We start from the raw sequence: 19546 nt of genomic DNA on the forward strand, positions 1-19546 counted from the left end.
GCCGGCCTAGCCCTCTACGTCGACAACGAGGTGACCGGTGCCGGGCACCGCATGCGTTCCCGGCACCAGGACGTCGACGAGGCCGGCGACGACCGGCGCGGGAAGATCCAGTTCCAGCAGGTCGTCGCCCGATCGCCGGCTTCCGAAGGTCGTGGCGCTGCGCAGGACGACGCGGGTCCCGTCGCCCTCGAGCACCAGGTTCCGGCCGAACGGCAGCCGGTCGCGGACCGCCTGCGCCACCGAGGCGGTGGTGACCTCCTTGAAAGACAGGCGGACGGTGTCGCCCTCGGCGGCCCAGCCGAAGCCGCCGACCAGGAGCAGACCCGTCGACGAGCCGTCGCGGGCGCGCCCGGCCTCGATCTCGGCCCGCACGGCCGGGTCGTCCGTGATCGACGGCCGGTCCGGATCGGTGACCAGCAGCGGATGCCGCCGGGCCAGCAAGCCCAGCACGCCGTCGGTGTCCCACTGCCGGACCGCCGCGTACTCGTCGCCGGTCAACCCCACCACCTGCAGGAACCGCAGCCGCCCGTGTGGGGTGTCGATGGCGCCCAGCTCGGGGTCCTCGACGAAGGCCAGCGCGGTCATCGACGTCGCGTACCCGTGCTGGATCGGTCCGCCCGCGTTCATGTGGTGGCCCGGCTCGAACCAGTTGTTCGTCGAGAACACGTAGCGGGCCAGGTTCTGCAACAGGCTGGCCGCCCACAACGGCGGTTCGTCGTCGGCGGCCGCCCGGGCGACGCGGAAGGTGAGCTCGAAGCCCCAGCCCGACTCCGCGGGGTCGTCAGTCTCCTTTGTGTACAGTTCGCTCAGGCCGTAGCCCACGAGGTGCCAGTGCGGCACCGGCTCGACCCGCGCGTAGAAGCTGACGCCGTCCAGTGGGTCCGGACCACCGAGGGCGAACGTGTGCAACGTGCCGTAGTGCTTCGGCGCGACACCGGGGTAGAGCTCCCCCAGCCGGGCGTCGATGGCATCCCAGCCGGGTGCGTCCGAGGTCATCGCACGATCAGAGCACGTGCGCGCCGGTACGTCGCGCGGGGTCGCGAAGTCGTGCGGTGCTCTCCATACTGGACCGATGTATGGCGTAGTCGTTGCGGAGCTTGGCGGACCCGATGGGCTGCGGGTGACCGAGTTGCCCGATCCGGTGGCCGAGGCCGGGCAGGTCGTGGTCCGGGTCCGGGCCGTCTGCGTGCAGCCGGCCGACATCGCGGCCCGGGTCGGGATGATTCCCGGCGGCCCGGTGCCACCGCCGTTCCTGTGCGGCTGGGACGTCGCGGGCGAGGTCGCCTCGGTCGGTCCCGAGGTCACCGACCTCCAGGTCGGCGACCGGGTCGTCGGGATGATCCCGTGGTACCTGACGCGCGGCACACCCGGCGGCTACGCCGAGCTCGTCGCCGCCGACGCCCAGTGGCTCGTCCCGCTGCCCGACGGTCTCGACCTCGCGGCCGCGGCCACCCTGCCGCTCAACGGGCTCACCGCGCACCAGGCGCTGGCGATGCTCTCGCTCGAGCGCGGCGAGCCCGTGCTCGTCACCGGTGCCAGCGGCGGCGTCGGCGGGTTCGCCACCCAGCTCGCGACCCGCCGCGGTCACCAGGTGCTGGCGCAGGCCACCACCGGCGACGAGGCGTGGGTCGGCGGCCTCGGCGCGGCCGAGGTCCTCCCCCGCGCGGCCGACCTGGCGAAGCACACGGTGCGCGCGGTCGTCGACGCGATCCCGCTCGGCGACGCGGCGGCCGCGGCTGTCGCCGACGGCGGCGCCGTGGTCACCACGCGGCCGACGCCGCCCCTCGACACGGCCCGCGGGATCCGCCAGCACCTCCAGCTCATCCACCTCGACCGCGACCTGCTGGCCGACCTCGTCAGCCAGCTCGCCGCCGGCGACCTGCGCACCCGGGTCGCGACCACGATGCCGCTCACCGAGGCGGCGGAGGCCCACCGCCTGGCCGAGGCGGGCGGTCTGCGCGGCAAGATCGTGCTGACGACCGGGTGACGGTGCGGACCAACGCCTTCTTCGAAGCCCTGGACGACTCGCGCGGCATCCTGATCGCCGGTGCCGGCGGTGGGTTCGACATCTACGCCGGCCTGCCGCTCGCGCTCGCGCTGATGGCCGAGGGCAAACGGGTCCACCTGGCCAACATGTCGTTCACCGAGCTGCACCTCCTCGGCACCGACGCGTGGCTCGAGCCGAACGTCGCCGCGATCACCGCCGCGCAACCCGGGCCGGACGACTACTTTCCCGAGCGGACACTCGCGGTGTGGCTGGAAACCAACGGATTCCCGGCCACCGTGTACGCGTTCCCGCAGGTCGGCGTGCAGCCGTTGCGCGCCGCCTACCGCACCCTGGTCGACCGCCTCGACGTCGACGCCGTCGTGCTGGTCGACGGCGGCACCGACATCCTGATGCGCGGCGACGAGGCCGCCCTGGGCACCCCCGCGGAGGACATGACCAGCCTCGCCGCGGTCGCCGGGCTCGACAGCGTACCCGTGCGGTTGGTGGCCTGCATCGGCTTCGGCATCGACGCCTACCACGGCGTCAACCACGTGCAGGTGCTGGAGAACATCGCCGACCTCGACGCCGCCGGTGCCTATCTGGGCGCCTTCTCCGTGTCGAGCCGTTCCCGCGAGGCCGGCCTCTACCGCGCCGCGGTCGCCCACGCGCAGGCGGCGACCCCGATGCGGCCGAGCATCGTCAACGGCCACATCGCGGCGGCGCTCGAGGGTAAGCAGCGACGTCCGGTTCACCACCCGCACGGCCAACTCGCCGCTGTTCGTCAACCCGCTGATGGCCATGTATTTCACCTTCGACCTGCCCGGCCTCGCTTCCCGCACTGACGAAGGCCATCAGCGCACGAAGTGGGTCACGGGCCGCTCCAGCGGCACGCCGTCCAGCGCGATGTCGACCTTCTCGTTGTAGAAGGCGACCAGGTCCGCGACCGCCGCGACAGCCGCCGTGGGAAAGGTGTAGGACCACGCGACGTCCTCGACACCCGTGGCCGACCAGTAGTCGCTGGTGACGCCCTTGTAGGGACAGGCCGTCTCGGTCGCCGACGCGGTCAGGCGGGTGAAGTCGACGTCCCGCCGCGGCAGGTAGTAGCGGGTGGGCAGGCCGGTCTCGAACAACAGCACCGGCGTACGCGTCTCGGCCAGCAGCACGCCGTCCAGCGAGACCCGGACGTGCCGGCGGGACCGCAGCGCGTCGACCCGCACGTACGGGTTCCGGGGGTGCACGAAGATCCGCTCGTCCTCCTCGTACCACGCGTCCAGGGCGTCCCAGTCGAAGCGCGCGTAACCGGCGAGCGCGCCGTCGTCGAACACCCGCACGCAGGCCGGCCGCTCGACACCGCCCGCCCGCAGCCCGTGCCGCCGGGCCGTGCCGCGTTTCAGCCGCTGCTCGTGCCGCTCGTCCACGAGCACCGCGGCGTCCACGTCGCCGACGGGGATGTAGTACTGCGGGTAGTACGGCCATTCCCACACGTACCGCGCCGCCGTGGTGTCGAAGACCTGGACATCGCCGAGGGTCCCGCTGACCCGGCGCGGGGCCGGCTCGACGCGGTCGGTGTCGGCCGCCATCCGCGGATAGTCCATCCGCCCATCGTAGGAAGGCGATCCGGGCGAAGGTGGGGGTTTCGGTGACCCGCCGCGCGGCGTAAGACTGATCGGGATGGATCCGCGTCAGGTGCGCAACTTCCTCGCCGTCGTCGAGCACGGCGGGTTCGGCCGGGCGGCCGCGGCGCTCGGGCTCGCGCAGCCGACCCTGTCCCAGTCGGTCAAGGCGCTGGAGCGCGAGCTGGGCGTCGCGCTGTTCCGCCGCGTCGCCCACGGGGTCGTGCCCTCCGGTGCCGGGCGCCGGTTTCTCGGGCCCGCCCGCCAGCTCATGCACGACGTCGCCCGGCTCGACGCGTCCGTCGGCGGCCATCAGCGGCCCGTGCTGGAGCTGGTCGCCGCCGCGCCCCTGGCCGCCCACCCCGGTGCGGCGCTCGTGGGTTCGTTCGTCGCCGCCCATCCCGACGTGCTGGTGCACCTCGACCGCGGCGCCGTGCTGACCCGCGTCCGCGACGGCGCCGGCGAGCTCGGGCTGACGTACCTGTCGACGGTCGACGACCTGCGCACCGTCGAGCTCGGCCGGCACACCTTCGTGCTCGCCTTCCCGCCCGGGACCAGGCTGCCCGGTACGGGCGACCGGGTGCCGCTGCGGATCCTCGACGACCGCCCACTCATCGGTGTGCCGCACGGGTCGAGCCAACGCCGGCTCGTCGAGGCGGCCCTGCGCGCCGCCGACGTCCATCCCCGCCTGATTGTCGAGAATGGACAGCGCGACCTGTCCGCCGCGCTCGTGCTCAACGGGGTCGGGGCGGCGTTCGTGCCCGACGTGGCCGCGGCCGCCCTGACCGCCCGTGGCGCCGTGGTCCGGGCCGTCGACCCGCCCCTGCACCTGGCCTACGGCCTCGTGCACCGGCCGATCGCCCTCACCGCCATCGCCGAGGCCTTCCTGCACCACGTGGCGGGCTGACCGTGGACTTCCAGCGACTGGCCTACTTCGTCGCCGTCGCCGAGCACGGCAGCGTCAGCGGTGCGGCGGCGGCACTGCACGTCGCGCAACCCTCGCTCTCGCAGTCGATCCGCGCGCTCGAACGCGACCTCGGCGTGACGCTCTTCGACCGGCGGCACCGCGGCCTCGCGCTCACGCCCGACGGCAAGGCCCTCCTCGACCCCGCCCGCCGGGTGCTCGACGACCTCGCCACCGCCCGGGCCGCCGTGCGCGACAAGGACGTGCTCACCCTGGCCGTGCACGACATGCTCGCGATGGATCTCGGCGACGTGCTGGCCGGCCTCCGGACGGCCCACCCGGACCTGTCCGTGCGGCTCGTCGCACCCAGGAACGAGGACGAGATCGTCCGCCTGCTGGCCGACGGGCAGTGCGCGGCCGGCCTGACCTACCTGCCGGTGCGGCACCCGGAGTTGCGCGGTCACCCGCTCGGCGCGCGGAGCGTGGCCCTGATCCTGCCGCCGGCGGAGCACGACAGGCCCGACCCGGTGCCGCTGCGGGACCTCGCTGGCATGGCGGTCGTCGACACACTGCGGGTATCCAGCGCCGCCCGCACGACCATCCGCGCGGCGCTCGCCGCGCACGACGTGGTCATGCGCCCGGCCGTCCGCAGCGCGCACCGCGAGGCGATCGTCCCGCTGGTGCTGGCGGGCGCGGGCGCGGCATTCGTCTCGGGACCGTACGCGGACGAGGCCGCCCGGCAGGGGGCCGTGGTCCGCCGGCTCGACCCGCCGATCGACGTCACCTACGGTCTGCTGTTCCGCGCCGGCCCTCGGCCGGGCACGGCGAGCCTCCTCCTCCACCACATGGCGCGCCGCCGGCGCCGATAGGTCCACCGCGCACCACCCACCTATGGGGACAGTGACGTTTCGTCTTTGCTTTCTCGGTGCCCACCGTTTGTGATCGACCGGACACCGAGGAGGAGATCATGACCCGGCGCGCTCGGCCCTCCCGGGCCTGGCACCTGCTGTTGGTGCCGCCGACGGTCGCTCCGCTGCTGACGCCGCTCTACAACCGGATCGAGCCGACGCTCTGGGGCCTGCCGTTCTTCTACTGGTACCAACTGATGTGCGCGGTCCTCGCGATCGTCCTCATCATGATCGTGCACCTAGCGACGCGAGACCGGCGGCCCGGATGGCGGTGACGGTCTTCGCGTCACTGCTCGGCGCGATGCTGCTGCTCGGTTTCGCGGCGGCCCGCTGGCGGCGCCCGGAAAGCATCCACACCCTCGAGGAGTGGGGCGTCGGCGGGCGGGCCTTCGGCAACTGGGTCACGTGGTTCCTGCTCGGCGGCACCATGTACACCGCCTACACGTTCGTCGCCGTCCCGGCGCTGACCTACGGCGTGGGCGCGGTCGGCTGGTTCGCGGTGCCGTTCGCCATCATCACCACCCCGCTGGCCTTCGTCTTCACGGCGCGGATCTGGTCGGTGGCGCACCGGCACGGCTTCCTGACGCCGGGGGAGTTCGCGGGAGCCCGGTTCGGCTCGCCGGGACTGGGCGCCCTCGTGGCGCTGACCGGCATCGTCGCCACCATGCCCTACGTCGCGGTCCAGTTGCTGGCGTTGCAGGCGGTCCTGCGTACCGTGGGCGTCACCGGCGAATGGCCGCTGCTCGCCGCCGTCGGCGTCGTGTCGCTGAGCACCTTCCGCTCCGGCCTGCGCGCGCCCGCGCTGCTCTCCATCGCCAAGGACGTGCTGCTCGCCTGGGTCGTCGTCTCGGCCCTGCTGGTGGTGACGATGTCGAGCGGCTGGGACGCCATCTTCCGCCGGGCCGAGGGCTGGTTCGCGACCACTCCCTCGCCGGGCGACGGCCTGCTGCTCCCCGACGCGGGCCAACTCGGCTTCGTCACCCTGGTGATCGGCTCGGTGCTCTCGGTCTTCGCATACCCGCACGCCGTGACCGGGATGCTCGCGGCGAAGGACCGCGCGACGGTACGCCGTAACATCGCCGCCGCGCCCGTCTACTGCCTGGTGCTCGGGCTGATGGGGCTGCTGGGCTTCTTCGCCCTGGCCGAGGGCATCCGGCCGATCGACGGCGACCTCAACACCGTGATGCCGCGGATGTTCCAGCAGCTCTTCCCGGCGTGGTCGGCGGGCATCGCGTACGCGGCCCTGGCGGTCGCGGCGCTCATCCCCGCGGCTGTCATGTCCATCTCGGCCGCCAACGCGTTCACCCGCTCCATCTACCGCACCTACCTGCGGCCGGACGCGCCGCCGGCGGAGGAGGCCCGGGTGAGCCGGTGGACTTCGCTCGTGGTCAAGTTCGGCGCGGTGGCGTTCATCGTGCTGCTGCGACCGTCGTACGCCGTCGACCTGCAACTCATCGGCGGGGTGGTGATCCTGCAGACGATCCCGGCGGTCTTCCTCGGCCTGCTCACGGCCTGGTTCGACCGGCGGGCCCTGATCGCCGGCCTGGGGACCGGCCTCGCGGTGGGCGTCGCCCTGCTCTGGGACGTCCAGCAGGTCGGCGCCGGCGGCCGCGTCGTCAAGGCGCACTTCGGCGGCTCCAGCATGCCGCTCGGCGACACCGGTGCGACCGTCTACGTCGGGCTCGTGGCGCTGGCGGTCAACCTGCTCGTGGTGACGGTGCTGACCCTGTTGCTGCGCCTGTTGCGGGTGCCGCGGGGCCGGGACGCGACCAGCCCGGCCGACTACACCGCCGACGCGGACGATCCGATGATCAAGCGGCTCGACGAGATCCTCGACGGGCTGCCGGCCCGGCCGGGCGGCGCCCACGCCGCGGTCAGCCGAAGCGGCCGGTGATGTAGTCCTCGGTCTTCTTCTCGGACGGGCTGCTGAACATCTTCTGCGTCGTGTCGTACTCGACGAGCCGGCCCGGGTCACCGGTGCGGTCGATCGTGAAGAACGCGGTGCGGTCGCTGACGCGGGCGGCCTGCTGCATGTTGTGGGTGACGATGATGATCGTGTAGCTGTCCTTCAGCTTGAACATCAGGTCCTCGATCGCCAGCGTCGAGATCGGGTCGAGCGCCGAGCACGGCTCGTCCATGAGCACGACCTGGGGCTCGACCGCGATCGTCCGCGCGATGCAGAGCCGCTGCTGCTGGCCGCCCGACAGGCCCGCGCCGGGCTTGCCGAGGCGGTCCTTGACCTCGTCCCACAGGTTCGCGGAGACCAGGGCCTTCTCGGCGGCCTCCTGCAGCACCGACTTGCGGCGCACCCCGTTCAACCGGAGACCGGCGACCACGTTGTCGAAGATCGACATCGTCGGAAAGGGGTTCGGCCGCTGGAACACCATGCCGATCATCCGGCGTACGGCGGTGACGTCGACGTCCTTGGCGTAGATGTCCTCGTCGTCGACCGTCAGCCTGCCCTCCACCCGGGCGCCCGGGAGCACCTCGTGCATCCGGTTGATCGTGCGCAAAAACGTCGACTTGCCGCACCCCGACGGACCGATCAGCGCGGTCACCGACTTGGGCTCCACGTTCAGGTTGATGTCGTCGATCGCCTTGAATGACCCGTAATAGGCGGTGACCCCGGTCGCCTCGACACGCTTGGCCATTGCTCTCAACCATTTCCGTGGCGGATGTCAACGAGAGATGCGGTTGCGCCTGGCGAAAAGCTTGGCGACGACGGTGAGGATGAGCACGAGTGCCACCAGAGTGAGCGCCGCTGTCCAGGCACGGGGTGGTGCGAATCTGGAGGCGTCGCTCGCCTGCTGGAAAACGAACAGGGAGAGCGACGACTGGTTGTTGTTGAAAGGATTGATGTTGACGGCAGCGGTGCCGCCTGCCACCAAAAGTACCGGTGCCGTCTCACCCGCGGCACGTGCTATGGACAACATGATGCCCGTGATGATGCCGGGTAGGGCGGTGGGGATCACCACCCGCAGGATCGTCTTCCATTTGGGTACGCCCAGCGCGTAGGCGCCCTCCCGCAGCGGCGCGGGCACCAGCCGGAGCATCTCCTCGGTCGACCGCACGATCGTCGGCAGCATCAGCACGCTTAGCGCGAGCGCCGCCGCGAAGCCGGAGAACTGCGGCTGGCCGTTGTTGTAGATCGGCGAGACCAGCAGGACCCAGAACGACAGGATGAACAGGCCGGCGACGATCGACGGGATGCCGGTCATGACGTCGACGAAGAACCGGATCAGGGTCGTGAACTTGCCGCGGCCGTACTCGACGATATAGATGGCCGCCGCCACACCGAGCGGGATGGTGATCGCCGCGGCGATGGCCACCTGCTCCAGCGTGCCGATGATCGCGTGCACGGCGCCGCCGTCCGGGTCCCGGGCACCGATGTTGTTGAGCGAGGTGGAGAAGAAGTTCGCGTCGAACCGCTCGGCGCCCTTGGAGATCAGGGTCCAGACGACCGAGACCAGCGGCACCAGGGCGAGGATGAACGCCGATGCGATCAGCGTGCTCCAGGTGCGGTCCCGGGCCGCCCGGCGCCCCTCGATCCGGTTGACCACCGCGAAGGCCCCGACGAGGTAGAGGAACGCGGCCATGACCAGCATCAGGACCCAGCCGCCGATGCCGGCGCCGTAGCAGACGGCGGCCGCCACCCCGAGCGCGACAGCGGCGACGCCGACGAGCGCGACGAGGGGCGTACGCCGCCGGCGCAGCATGGGGTCCTGACCCGGCGCGAACGACGGCGACGTCACCGTGCTCATGCCGCCGACTCGGTGAACTCGCGGCGCCGATAGATGATCACGCGGGCCGCCATGTTGACCACGAGCGTGATGGCGAACAGCACCAGGCCCGACGCGATCAACGCGCCGCGGCCGATCTCGCCCGCCTCACCGAAGCCGTTGGCGATGTTGGCGGCGATCGAGTTGCCGCCGTTCTCGATGATGTTGAAGGTGATCTCGTTGATGAAGCCGAGCGTCAGCGCGAGCGCGATCGTCTCGCCCAGCGCGCGGCCCAGGCCCAGCATGATCGAGGCGATCACGCCGGCCCGCCCGTACGGCAGCACCGAGGTCCGGATCATCTCCCACCGCGTCGCGCCGAGCGAGAGCGCCGCCTCCTGGTCGGGAACCGGGGTCTGCAGGAAGACCTCGCGCGACAGCGACGTGATGATCGGCAGGACCATGATGGCCAGCACGAGGCCGCCGAGCAGGAACGACCGGCCGAACGGCCCGTCGCCGCCGAAGAACGGCAGCCAACTGAAGTAGTCGTTGAGCCAGATCGAGAAGGTCCGGACCGGCCGGATGAAGACGGTGAACCCCCACAGCCCGAAGACCACGCTCGGCACGGCCGCCAGCAGGTCGATCAGGAACCCGAACGTCGTGGCGACGCGGCGGTGGGCGTAGTGCGACAGGTAGAGCGCGATCCCGAGCGCGATCGGCACCGCGACGACCAGCGCGATCACCGAGGTGACCAGGGTGCCCCAGGCGATCGCGGCGATGCCGAAGACCGGCGGGGTCTGGTTCGGGAACCATTCGGTCTCGGTGATGAAGTTGGCGGTGTCGGCCCGCAGCGCCGGCACCGCTTCGTTGATCAGGAAGGCCGTGATCGCGACGATGATCACGAGCACCAGCGTGCCCGCGGCGAGGGTTCCGGTGCGGAAGACGGTCTCCGCACCGAAACCCTTGCGCCGCGGCAGTTGCCCACCGCCGGACGGGGCGGGCGTGTCCACGCCCGGGTCGGACATCTGGGTGCCGGCCCGGGGTCAGGAGATGCTGTTGGCGGCGGCCTGGACCCGCGGCTGCAGGCTGCCCGGCAGCGGCGCGTAGCCGAGGCCGTTGAGCACGCCCTGGCCCTCACCGCTCGCCGTGTAGTCCAGGAAGCCCTTGATCAGCGGGGTCTTCCCCGCCGGGCCGCCCGCGCTGCAGGCGATCTCGTAGGTGACCAGCACGATCGGGTACGCACCCGCGGTGTTGGTCGTGTAGTTGATCGTGAGCGGGAGGTTGTTGCCCGAGCCGGTGACCTGGGCGCCCTCGATGGTCTTGCTCGCGGCCTCCGGGGTCAGCTCCTGGAACTGTCCGGCACCGTTCTGGATCTTCGCCATGTTGAGGCCGGCGTTCTCGGCGAACGACAGTTCCATGTAGCCGATGGACCCGTCGGTGGAGCTCACCGACTGCGCGACGCCGTCGGAGCCCTTCGAGCCGGTGCCACCGGGCGCCTTCCACGCCTGGCCCGCACCGAAGGTCCAACTCGACCCGGCGGCGGCGGTCAGGTAGTTGGTGAAGTTGCCGGTCGTACCCGACTCGTCGGAGCGGTGCACGGTCTGGATCGTCTCGGACGGCAACGAGGCGCCGGGGTTGTCGGCCTTGATGGCGTCGTCGTCCCACTGCGTGATGGAGCCACCGAAGATCCCGGCCAGCGTCTGCGGCTTGAGCTGCAGATTGTCGACACCCGAGAGGTTGTACGCGACGGCGATCGGGCCGACCACCATGGGCAGGTTGATCGCGGGGTTGCCACCGCACCGGGCGTTCGCCTGGGGCTGCTGCGCGGAGGTCAGCGCCGTGTCCGAGCCGGCGAAGTCGGCCGTGCCGGAGATGAACGCCTGCACGCCCGCGCCGGAGCCGGACGGCTCGTAGTTGATGGTCGCGCCGCTGCATTGCTGCTGGTAGTTCTTGCGCCACTCGTCCATGGCGTTCTTCTGCGCGGAGGAACCCTGGGCGTTGAGCGTGCCGGTCGCACAGTTGATCTTCCAGACCGCCGCCACGGTCGCGCCGGTGTCGTTGCTGTCCACTCCGCACGCGCTGAGGGCGAGAGCCGCCGTCAGCGCGACACAGGCGACGGTGCCGTGCCGCTGGACCTTCACCTGACAGGATCCCTTCGAAGCTGTTGCTCCTGCTGGCGGACGAGTTTTCGCCGCCAAGCAGAGTTAAGAACAGCTCTACCGGAGTCCGCGGGAAGATCCGACAAAACACATTTGATTGCCGAAACCGGCCTAGACTGACCGGAAGGCCCGCATCAGATCACGCGCCCCGGATACGCGACGGCCGCCGGGGCAGGGTGCCCGGCGGCCGTGTGCTGGTGCGTCAGTTGCCGGTCAGCTTGTCGAAGTCGACGACGTCCTTCGCGGCCGGGGCCTTGATGCCCTGGTCCTTGCCGAAGTCGCTGAACGCCAGCGAGCCGCCCTCGGTCTCGCTCTCCAGGAGCACCGGGTACGGCTCGCCCGTCGTCGCGATCCAGAGCTTGTCCTTGGTGCTGCCGCCGTCCAGCAGGGCGATCGCCTCGACGCCGTTGACCTGCTTGGTCTCACCCTTGGTCACGGTGCCGCCGGCGTCGAGCAGTTCGTCGAGGTTGGCCAGCGCGAACAGGTCCGACAGGTCCTGGTCCTTGGCGGAGATCTTGGCCCACTTCTTGCCCATCATCTGGACGAGCGTCTTACCGGCCTCACCGCCCGCGTTCACGGTCCAGAACTTCGCGTCGGGGCGGATGAACTGCAGGCCGTCGACGGCGAGGATCTCGACCGTGCCCTGGTCCTTGCCCACCGAGACCTTGCCCATCACCTCGTTGCCGTTGAGCTTGAGGTCCATCGTGATGGTCTCGCCCTCTTCGACGAGGCTGCCCTTGAGCCGGTACGACTTCGCTTCCTTGATCGCCGCGCGCGAGTCCGCCAGGATCTCGTCGGCCGGCTTGTCGGCGATGCCCGCGGCCGCGGTCGGCGACGCGGAGGTCGCGGCCGCCGCCGGGGTGGCCCCGCCGTCGTCCTTGGCGCCACAGCCCGCGAGCAGCGCGGCCGCCACAGCGACCGGAATCACCCATTTGATCGGAACGGTCCTCATCAGAGCCTGTGCCCTTCTACCCCCGTTCGGGACCACGTCTCGAACGTCTCTGGATGGTGCGTGCGCGCGCAGGCTAGGGCGCGCGGGGTTCACAGCACAAATCCAGTTCACGTTCAGCCGGTACGCCAGATGTGCGGCGTCCCGTCGCGAATGACTAGATTGGTGGGCGTCGTTGCCGAGAAGGGGAGGCGTGGTCATGTCGCAGGAGCCCGCGGAGTGGGCACCACCGGGGATCGACGTGACGGTCCCGCACTCCGCCCGCATGTACGACTGGTGGATCGGCGGTAAGGACAACTTCGCCGCCGACCGGGCGATGGGCGCGGCGTTCGCGGAGGCGATCCCGAGCATCCGCACGATGGCGCGGGCCAACCGGGCGTTCATGCACCGCGCGGTCCGTCACCTGGCCGCGGCCGGGGTGCGGCAGTTCCTCGACATCGGCACGGGCATCCCGACGCAGCCCAACGTCCACCAGATCGCCGAGGAGACCGGCGCGCCGACCCGGGTGGTCTACGTGGACAACGACCCGATCGTGCTGGCCCACGCGCGCGCGTTGCAGGTCAGCGGCGAGCACGGGCGCACCGCCTACATCGACGCCGACCTGCGCGAGCCCGACAAGATCCTGGCCCACCCGGAGTTGCGCGGGACGCTCGACCTCGACCAGCCGGTCGGGCTGCTGCTGATCGCGGTGCTGATGCTGCTGTCCGACGAGGACGACCCGTACGCCGTGGTCCGCACGCTCTTCGACGCCCTGCCCTCCGGCAGTTACGTCGCGATCACCCACCCCGGCCAGGATTTCGACCCGGCGGCGATGGCGGCGGTCGTCGCGGCCGCGACGCAGGGCGGGCTGACCCTCGTGCCGCGCGACCGCGCCGCGGTGACCCGCTTCCTCGACGGCGCGGAGCCGGTCGACCCGGGCGTGGTCCCGGTCCTGTCGTGGCGCCCCGACGGCCCGCCGCCCGAGGACCCGAACGCGGCCTATTACTGGGCGGGCATCGCCCGCAAGCCCTGACGCTCCCGTGCGGCCCCTGCTGCTCGTCCCCGGCGGGTTCTGGGACGGGATGGACGGCGCGCTCTTCTGGGAACGGCCAGGTGTGGCCCCGTCGTTGCGCGGACACGGCTTCGAGGTGATCGTCGCGGAGCGCCTGGCCCGCGCGCGGAGGTGGGCCGACGAGGCCGCACACCTCGCGCGCGCGTTGCCCGACGGGCCCGTCACGGTGGTGGCCGGTTCCAACGGCTGCTCCGCCGCGGTGCGGCTGGTGCTGTCCCGGCCCGGCCGGGTGGCGCGGCTGCTGCTCGCCTGGCCGGCCACCGCCGGTGACGCCGAGGTCGACGGGCGCACCCGGTCGGGCCTTGCCGGGTCGGGCGCGCCGCCGTCGACGGTGGACGCACTGCTCGCGGGCGGCACGCTGCGCGGCGTCGACGACGAGGAGTTGGCCGGGCTGACGCTTCCGGTCGGCGTGCTGCCGTCGGTGCCGGACAACCCGACGCACCAGCGGCGTACGGTCGACGCCCTGCTGCGGCTCGTGCCGGGAGCGCGGGAGTTGCCCGGCTGCCCGGAGCCGCCGCGGCCGGAGTTCGCCGGACACCTCGCGGCGTTCACCGCCACGGTGGCCGCGTTCGCTTCCTAGCGACAACGCCGCGAGGGCTCCCGACCGGCGTGGTGCCGGCGGGAGCCCTCGCGGCTCGGTGCGATGGGTCAGCAGCGGACGAAGCCGTTGCCGCGCACGCTCCCGCGGTACGCGCAGGTGTCGAGCCGCGCGCCGCGCGGGCCGCTCAGCGTGGCCACGTCGCCCTCGTTGTTCCAGATGTGGGTACGGCTGCCCCAGAAGGCCTGGTTGTCGTTGGCCCGACCGAACCCGGTGTGCACCCGGATCCGCTCCCCGCCGCCGAGCCAGGTGTTGTTGTTGAAGCGGAACACGTGGTTGGCCCGGTCCTTGATCGTGTAACCCCGGAGGTTCACGGCCCGCCGGCCGTTGTTGACGATCGAGATCCACTCGCCGTTCAGGCTCGAGTTGGCGCGGCTGTCGCGGCCCGGTGCGTCGTACTGGATGCCCGAGATCTGGACGTTCGCCTGCGGGGCCCGGCCGGGGCCACGGCCACGGTCGCCCGGGTCTGCCGAAGCGGACGCGGCGCCGGCGAGAACGGCCCCGAACGCGATGGCGGCGGCGCAGGTGAGGCCAAGAAGCTTTCGCACGATTTCCTCCGGTGAATCACTGTTCCAACAGGGATGTCTAGATAAAACAGGACATCCGGCGCCCTGTCATCAGGCAATACGTGTCTCGGTGTCCGAATCGTCGGTTTCATCCCAATGCGGTCGCCGCAGCGGTCGAGGGCCCCTGCCCGGTCGGCACCCCCCGTCAGCCGTTCGGCCAACGGCGGCTCAACCCGGCCGTCAACCGGCAGCGCACCAGCGCCATTTGATATGTGCGCTGTAGACTATGGGACATGTCCCTCAAGCACGCCATCCTCGGTCTGCTGGACCTCCGGCCCAGGACGGGCTACGACCTCAAGAAGGCCTTCGACGACACGGCCCGGCACTTCTGGGCGGCGGACCGGTCGCAGATCTACCGCACCCTCGCCGGCCTGCACGCCGACGGTTTGCTCGAGGAGCGCGTGATCGCCCAACGCTCCCGCCCCGACAGGCACGAATACCGGCTGACCGACGACGGCCGCGCCGAGCTCCAGCGCTGGCTGCGCTCCCCCGCCCCCGTGGAGCCGTCGCGCGAGGCGTTCCTGGCCAGGATCTTCTTCGCCGGTCAGGCCGACGATCCCGAGGTCGTGCGCACGCTGGCGGGCGAGCGGCGCGCGCTGGCCCACGAGCGGCTCGACGAGCTGCGGGCGTTGACCGCTCACACGGACACCTTCGCGGGACGGTTGCGGGCGCTGACCCTGCGCGCCGGCATCCTGCACCTCGAAACGGAACTGCGCTGGCTCGACGAGGTCGAGGCGGCACTCTGATGTTCGTCGCCGAGCACCACCCACACGCCGACGAGACCGTCCTGTTCCTGCACGGCGGCAACGTGGCGGGCTGGATGTGGCGCGACCTGGCGGCCACGCTGCCGGACCACCACTGCCTGATCCCCGACCTGCCCGGCTTCGGCGCGTCCCGCACGCGACCCTGGACGACCCTCGAAGCGGTGGCGGACGCGGTGGCGGAGATCGTCCGTGCCCGCGCACACGACGGACGCGCACATGTCGTCGGCCTGTCGCTCGGCGCCGTGGTGGGCACCGTCCTCCTCGCCCGCCACCCCGACGTGGCCGCCAGCGCGCTGCTCACCGGAGCGCCGCTGCGTGGCGTGGGCCGCGCGACCCGCGCGGCGGGTCTGGTGCAACTCCGGTGCTGGGTTCGCGGGCGTACTGGCGCCTGCTGGCCGGCGGCTACCGGTTGCCCGCCGACGCGGTCGCCGAGTTCGTCGCGACGGGCCTGGCCATCGACCGCCCGTCGGCCCACCGGATGATGACCCAGGTCTACGCGGGCGTGCCGGCCGCGACCCTCGACCTGTTGCGCCGGGTCGGCACGCCGATGCTGGCGCTGGCGGGCGCCCGCGAGCCGAAGACGGTGCACCGCGCGCTGACCGAGATCACGTCGCGCGCACCGCACGCGACCGCCCGGCTGGTGCCGCGGATGCACCACGTCTGGACCGCCGAGGACCCACACCTGTTCCGCCGCGTCCTCCTGCACTGGCTGACCACCCGCGAGCCGGCACCGGGGTTGCTGCCGCCTGGCAGGATCGCTCGTCATGATCGATGAGTTCGCGAAGGACTACCTGCACCGGCAGCTTCGCCACAACCGCGAGACGATGCTGTGGAAGCTCGACGGGCTGTCCGAGTACGACATCCGCCGCCCGCTCACCACGACCGGCACCAACCTGCTCGGTCTGGTCAAGCACCTGGCCCTGACCGAGGCCCGCTACTTCGGGCTGGTCTTCGGCCGGCCCTTCCCCGAGGCCATGCCCGCCTGGGACGACCTCGACGCCCGGGGCACCGACATGTGGGCGACCGCCGACGAGACGCGCGCGGACGTCGTCGACCGCTACCAGCGGGTCTGGGCCCACGCCGACGCGACGATCAACGCGCTCCAGATCGACGCACCCGGTCACGTGCCCTGGTGGCCGCGGCCCGACGTCATGCTGTTCAACATCCTCGCCCACCTGGTCAACGAGACCAGCCGGCACGCCGGGCACGCCGACATCCTGCGTGAGCAGCTCGACGGGTCCACCGGGACGACCGCCGAGTACGCACCCGAGCGGCGCGACTGGTCCGCCCGCCGCGCGACGATCGAGCAGGCCGCCAGAGCGGCGGCGGACGGAGGGAGCCCGCGGTAACGGGCTCCCTCCTCACGCGGAACTCAGGCCAGGAAGGCCTGGAACTCGGCGGCCCGGACGAAGTCGTCCTGGACGCTGCCCGCCGCGCAGTCGGTCGTGTACTGCGGGTCCTGGTCCTGCTCACCGGCGTAGTCGGGCGCGCCGGTGCACTGGTTGGTGACGACCTCGAAGCGCAGGTGGGTCGCCAGCGTCGGCTTGATCCGGAAGCCCTCCAGCAGCAGCTCCGGAGCCCTCGGCCGCGGCGCGACCGACGGGAACGCGTCGGCCGGGCTCGTGTAGACGGCCCGGAAGTCGGCCGGGTTCGCGCACGTCACCGCGCCCCGCGCGACACACGCGGACACCTTGAACTGCCGCAGCGCGGTGAACCTGTTCTGCCCGCCCGCATCGGGGTCACCCGTGATCGCCGGCCGCAGCATGGCGCTCACCTGCACCCGGCTGACGAGCTGCGCGCCGCCGGCCAGGTCGACCGTGACCTGCTTGCCGGCGACCGGGCTGTTCAGCGACGCCCAGTTGGTGGCCTCGTCGTCGTCGATCAGCCTGGCCTGGTTGACGCCGTCGCCGGTGGCGGTGGCGCCGGCCGCGGCCGAGGCGACGTTCTGCAGCATGATCACCGGCAGCGGCACGGTCTGGCCGGCCTTGACGGTGACCGGGCCGACCCGGACCATGCCTCGGCCCGGTGCCTGCACCAGGAACTCGTAGGTGCCCGGCACCAGGGCCACCTCGCTGCCCAGCGGCGTCGCCGCGTCGGTGTCGGCGACCGGCACCGCGCGGGCCTGGTAGCGACCCACGTAGAGCTTGGCGCCGGCCAGCGCGCCGGTGCCGCCGCCGAGCGCGACGGGCTTGAACAGCACCCGTGCCTCGTTGGCGTGCGGTGACGCGAAGCTCGGCACCGGGTCGACGTCGGCCGGCCCGGCGCTGCTGGCACCCTCGCCCAGACCGCGCTTGGCGAACGCGTTCCAGAGCAGGTCCTGGTTGGCACCGCCGAACCGGATCTGGTCGGCCGCCAGCAGCGCGTCGCGGGAGTCGACCATGCTGATCCCGCTCACACCCAGCAGCAGGTACGAGTCGAAGACGAGTTGGATCCAGCGGCGGTTGCCCGGGCACGCGGTGACGGGCCGCGAACCGTTGGCGCACGCCTTCTGGATCGCGGCGTTGCCGGACCCGTACCGCTTCATCATCGCGGCCCGGATGTCGTAGTTGGCCGCCGTCCAGACCTCGCCCGAGGCGTGCACCTGGAGCCCGACGAAGTCGTAGTCGACGGAGCTGTAGTTGAGCGGGCTGTCGGCCATGTTGTAGTTGCGGATGCCGGCGATCGGGTCCGACGTCACGTACTGGCCGATCGTCGTGCCGCGGATCCCCGGGGGCGCGTAGCCGTGCTCGTACGCGTACTCGATCGCGAGCTGGTCGGACCAGCTCTCGCTCATGCCCTGCGGGCTGCTCAGGCCGGCGTTCGGCCCGGCGATCATGCGGTTGGTGACGGCGTGCCCGTACTCGTGGGCGATCACCGACATGTCGTAGTCGCCGTCGACGCACGGTGCGTAGAAGCTGCCGGGGATCGCCTGCCACAGGTACATGTTGGTGATCGGCGCGGTGCCTTCCGGCGGCGTGATCTGGTTGGCGTTGTCGCGGGCGGCGAAGGTGGGGAACCCGCCGGCGATGCCACCGGCCTGCGCGTTGCCCTGCTCGTAGTCGAGCCCGAGCCCGCCCTTGCCGTAGTTGTCGCCCTGCATGTTCCAGGCCTGCTCGGTGAACCCGAGGTGGTAGGTCCAGTCGTGCATCCGGTTGTGCATCGCGAACAGGTTGGCCCGGGCGGCGTCGATGTCGTTGCGCTCCGGGGAGGTGAACACCGTCGGGTCGCAGCCCCGCTCGTACCACTGGTTGGTCCAGGGGTAGTGGTAGTCGCGGTCCGGCCGCGGGGTCGCGGTCTCCGTGCCGACGGTGAACGGGTCGGCGCTGTTCCAGTTGTGCACGGCGATCGCGTTGTTGCCGCGGGTCGTGTTGGTGGACAGGCCGGTCGCCGGGTCGACGTCCCAGGCGTTCGGTGAGGCCGGCGTGCCGACGACCTCTTCGCAGCCGCGCGCGCTGGTCCAGCACCAGTCGACGCGGGTGTCCCGCGAGCTGTAGTCGACCCGCGGGCTGTGCGGGAAGACGTTCCATTGTGGGTTGTCGGAGTCGTGATGGTCCACCAGGTCCTCGCGGAGCAGCACGCCGCCGTCGCGAGCGTCCACATAGGTGGAGTAACCGACGTCCCCGTCGGCGACGAGCACCACCTGGTACGCCGCGCGGGCGCCCCGGTCGGCGGTGGGCACCGCGACGAGGTCGGTGCGCAGGACCCGGGCACCCGAGGCCGCGGCGTCGGCGATCGCGACGCGTTCCGCCTCGGCCGCCGAGAGCGTCGCCGGCTCCGGCGCGCCGCCGTCGCGGGCCAGCGAGGAGCTGACGTGCCAGACCGCGCCGCCGCGTACGCCCACGCTGAGGATGCCGTCCTGCCCGGCGGGCAGGTCGCCGAACCGCTGCCGCATGATGACGGCGGCGCCTTCGCCCAGCGGCCGCACCGTGAGCAGCTCGAGCGCGGCGACGCCGGACTCGGACAGCCCCAGCAGCTCGCGGTTGGCGGTCACGTATTCGCGGGCCGCCGTCGCCGGGTCGGCGGACAGCCCGGTGGCCAGCGCGCGGCCGGTCGGCGCCACCGTGGCGACGGTGCCGAGGTTGTTGTAGCTCACCCGCGCCTGCGCCCGGCTCGCCCGGTCGCGCTGCGCGCCGGTCGGCGCGATGGCGCCCCGGCGGTTGTCCTTGTCGCCCGAACCGGCGTGGTCGCCCTGCACCACACTGCCGCCGGCCGGCCCACGCTGCTGCTGTGGTGCCGAGCCCGCGGCGCCGCCGGCCGCACCGGACGCGAGAACCAGCACCGCTGCGGTCAGCAGGACGGTGGACCCTCGCCGGCCAAGAAGTCGTCTTTGCACGGCCCCTCCTCTCCGGACG

Annotated in this window: 21 protein-coding genes; 12 read left to right on the forward strand and 9 right to left on the reverse strand. The window is 71.7% G+C overall.

Translation table 11 applies throughout. The features are described from left to right. Positions 1-6: 6 nt before the first annotated feature. On the reverse strand, positions 7-996 hold the full coding sequence (locus Asi02nite_RS15530; RefSeq protein ID WP_203713568.1) for a suppressor of fused domain protein: 990 nt from the start codon (positions 994-996) through the stop codon (positions 7-9). Positions 997-1120: 124 nt separating this feature from the next. Here Asi02nite_RS15530 and Asi02nite_RS15535 point away from each other — a divergent pair, with 124 nt between their 5' ends. Together Asi02nite_RS15535 and Asi02nite_RS15540 are read left to right on the forward strand one after the other, a co-directional pair. After that, positions 1121-1987 (forward strand): NADP-dependent oxidoreductase, encoded by an 867-nt coding sequence (locus Asi02nite_RS15535; RefSeq protein ID WP_239126737.1) that lies wholly within the window; start codon positions 1121-1123, stop codon positions 1985-1987. Next, positions 1984-2829: a DUF1152 domain-containing protein gene (locus tag Asi02nite_RS15540; protein ID WP_239126738.1), complete on the forward strand. Its 846-nt coding sequence runs from the start codon at positions 1984-1986 to the stop codon at positions 2827-2829. The genes Asi02nite_RS15535 and Asi02nite_RS15540 overlap by 4 nt, the downstream gene beginning before the upstream one ends. Before the next feature lie 9 nt (positions 2830-2838). Here Asi02nite_RS15540 and Asi02nite_RS15545 read toward each other — a convergent pair whose 3' ends face one another. After that, entirely contained in the window at positions 2839-3582 is a 744-nt protein-coding gene (locus tag Asi02nite_RS15545; RefSeq protein ID WP_203713570.1) for a DUF427 domain-containing protein, read from the reverse strand. 76 nt (positions 3583-3658) lie between these two features. Between Asi02nite_RS15545 and Asi02nite_RS15550 the strand changes: the two genes are divergently transcribed. The 4 genes from Asi02nite_RS15550 to Asi02nite_RS15565 all read left to right on the forward strand — a co-directional run bounded on the left by Asi02nite_RS15550 (position 3659) and on the right by Asi02nite_RS15565 (position 7306). Continuing rightward, complete coding sequence (locus Asi02nite_RS15550; RefSeq protein ID WP_203713571.1) at positions 3659-4507, forward strand: LysR family transcriptional regulator; 849 nt, start codon at positions 3659-3661, stop codon at positions 4505-4507. A gap of 2 nt (positions 4508-4509) precedes the next feature. Next, complete coding sequence (locus Asi02nite_RS15555; RefSeq protein WP_203713572.1) at positions 4510-5373, forward strand: LysR family transcriptional regulator; 864 nt, start codon at positions 4510-4512, stop codon at positions 5371-5373. 98 nt (positions 5374-5471) lie between these two features. Beyond that, positions 5472-5687, forward strand: a complete 216-nt coding sequence (locus Asi02nite_RS15560) for a DUF3311 domain-containing protein (protein ID WP_203713574.1) — start codon at positions 5472-5474, stop codon at positions 5685-5687. After that, a complete protein-coding gene (locus tag Asi02nite_RS15565; protein ID WP_239126739.1) occupies positions 5678-7306 on the forward strand; it encodes a sodium:solute symporter family protein in 1629 nt (542 codons plus the stop codon). The genes Asi02nite_RS15560 and Asi02nite_RS15565 overlap by 10 nt, the downstream gene beginning before the upstream one ends. Here Asi02nite_RS15565 and pstB read toward each other — a convergent pair. The 5 genes from pstB to Asi02nite_RS15590 form a co-directional block, all read right to left on the reverse strand. After that, positions 7287-8063, reverse strand: coding sequence for a phosphate ABC transporter ATP-binding protein PstB (pstB, locus tag Asi02nite_RS15570; protein WP_203713576.1), 777 nt, complete (start codon positions 8061-8063; stop codon positions 7287-7289). The genes Asi02nite_RS15565 and pstB overlap by 20 nt on opposite strands. Before the next feature lie 27 nt (positions 8064-8090). Further along, positions 8091-9173 carry a phosphate ABC transporter permease PstA gene (gene pstA, locus Asi02nite_RS15575; protein WP_203713577.1) on the reverse strand — a complete coding sequence of 361 codons (1083 nt, stop codon included), beginning with the start codon at positions 9171-9173 and terminating at the stop codon, positions 8091-8093. Further along, the gene (gene pstC / locus Asi02nite_RS15580) at positions 9170-10138 is read right to left on the reverse strand and encodes a phosphate ABC transporter permease subunit PstC (RefSeq protein ID WP_239126740.1); all 969 of its coding nucleotides are present in this window, start codon (positions 10136-10138) and stop codon (positions 9170-9172) included. The genes pstA and pstC overlap by 4 nt, the downstream gene beginning before the upstream one ends. A 33-nt stretch (positions 10139-10171) precedes the next feature. Then, on the reverse strand, positions 10172-11269 hold the full coding sequence (pstS, locus tag Asi02nite_RS15585; protein ID WP_203713579.1) for a phosphate ABC transporter substrate-binding protein PstS: 1098 nt from the start codon (positions 11267-11269) through the stop codon (positions 10172-10174). A 220-nt stretch (positions 11270-11489) separates the two neighbouring features. Then, positions 11490-12215 (reverse strand): hypothetical protein, encoded by a 726-nt coding sequence (locus Asi02nite_RS15590; protein WP_203713580.1) that lies wholly within the window; start codon positions 12213-12215, stop codon positions 11490-11492. A 220-nt stretch (positions 12216-12435) separates the two neighbouring features. Here Asi02nite_RS15590 and Asi02nite_RS15595 point away from each other — a divergent pair, with 220 nt between their 5' ends. Together Asi02nite_RS15595 and Asi02nite_RS15600 are read left to right on the forward strand one after the other, a co-directional pair. After that, the gene (locus tag Asi02nite_RS15595; protein ID WP_203713581.1) at positions 12436-13248 is read left to right on the forward strand and encodes an SAM-dependent methyltransferase; all 813 of its coding nucleotides are present in this window, start codon (positions 12436-12438) and stop codon (positions 13246-13248) included. Positions 13249-13255: 7 nt separating this feature from the next. Continuing rightward, positions 13256-13867, forward strand: a complete 612-nt coding sequence (locus Asi02nite_RS15600; protein WP_239126741.1) for an alpha/beta fold hydrolase — start codon at positions 13256-13258, stop codon at positions 13865-13867. A gap of 68 nt (positions 13868-13935) precedes the next feature. Here the strand turns inward: Asi02nite_RS15600 and Asi02nite_RS15605 are convergent, their stop codons facing one another. Then, entirely contained in the window at positions 13936-14433 is a 498-nt protein-coding gene (locus Asi02nite_RS15605) for a lamin tail domain-containing protein (RefSeq protein ID WP_203713582.1), read from the reverse strand. A gap of 251 nt (positions 14434-14684) precedes the next feature. On the opposite strand from Asi02nite_RS15605, the gene Asi02nite_RS15610 reads away from it, so the two are divergent. The 4 genes from Asi02nite_RS15610 to Asi02nite_RS15625 are packed head-to-tail and all read left to right on the forward strand — an operon-like array spanning position 14685 to position 16564. After that, positions 14685-15197 carry a PadR family transcriptional regulator gene (locus Asi02nite_RS15610; protein WP_203713583.1) on the forward strand — a complete coding sequence of 171 codons (513 nt, stop codon included), beginning with the start codon at positions 14685-14687 and terminating at the stop codon, positions 15195-15197. Beyond that, positions 15197-15697: an alpha/beta fold hydrolase gene (locus Asi02nite_RS15615; RefSeq protein WP_203713585.1), complete on the forward strand. Its 501-nt coding sequence runs from the start codon at positions 15197-15199 to the stop codon at positions 15695-15697. Before Asi02nite_RS15610 ends, Asi02nite_RS15615 begins: the two co-directional genes overlap by 1 nt. Continuing rightward, complete coding sequence (locus Asi02nite_RS15620) at positions 15694-15990, forward strand: alpha/beta fold hydrolase (protein WP_203713586.1); 297 nt, start codon at positions 15694-15696, stop codon at positions 15988-15990. The genes Asi02nite_RS15615 and Asi02nite_RS15620 overlap by 4 nt, the downstream gene beginning before the upstream one ends. Continuing rightward, positions 15980-16564, forward strand: a complete 585-nt coding sequence (locus Asi02nite_RS15625) for a DinB family protein (RefSeq protein WP_203713587.1) — start codon at positions 15980-15982, stop codon at positions 16562-16564. The genes Asi02nite_RS15620 and Asi02nite_RS15625 overlap by 11 nt, the downstream gene beginning before the upstream one ends. 23 nt (positions 16565-16587) lie before the next feature. On the opposite strand, the gene Asi02nite_RS15630 is transcribed toward Asi02nite_RS15625, so the two are convergent. Next, complete coding sequence (locus Asi02nite_RS15630; RefSeq protein ID WP_239126742.1) at positions 16588-19527, reverse strand: M36 family metallopeptidase; 2940 nt, start codon at positions 19525-19527, stop codon at positions 16588-16590. Positions 19528-19546: the final 19 nt, after the last annotated feature.

The sequence above is a fragment of the Asanoa siamensis genome (assembly GCF_016862555.1).
GTDB lineage: Bacteria > Actinomycetota > Actinomycetes > Mycobacteriales > Micromonosporaceae > Asanoa > Asanoa siamensis.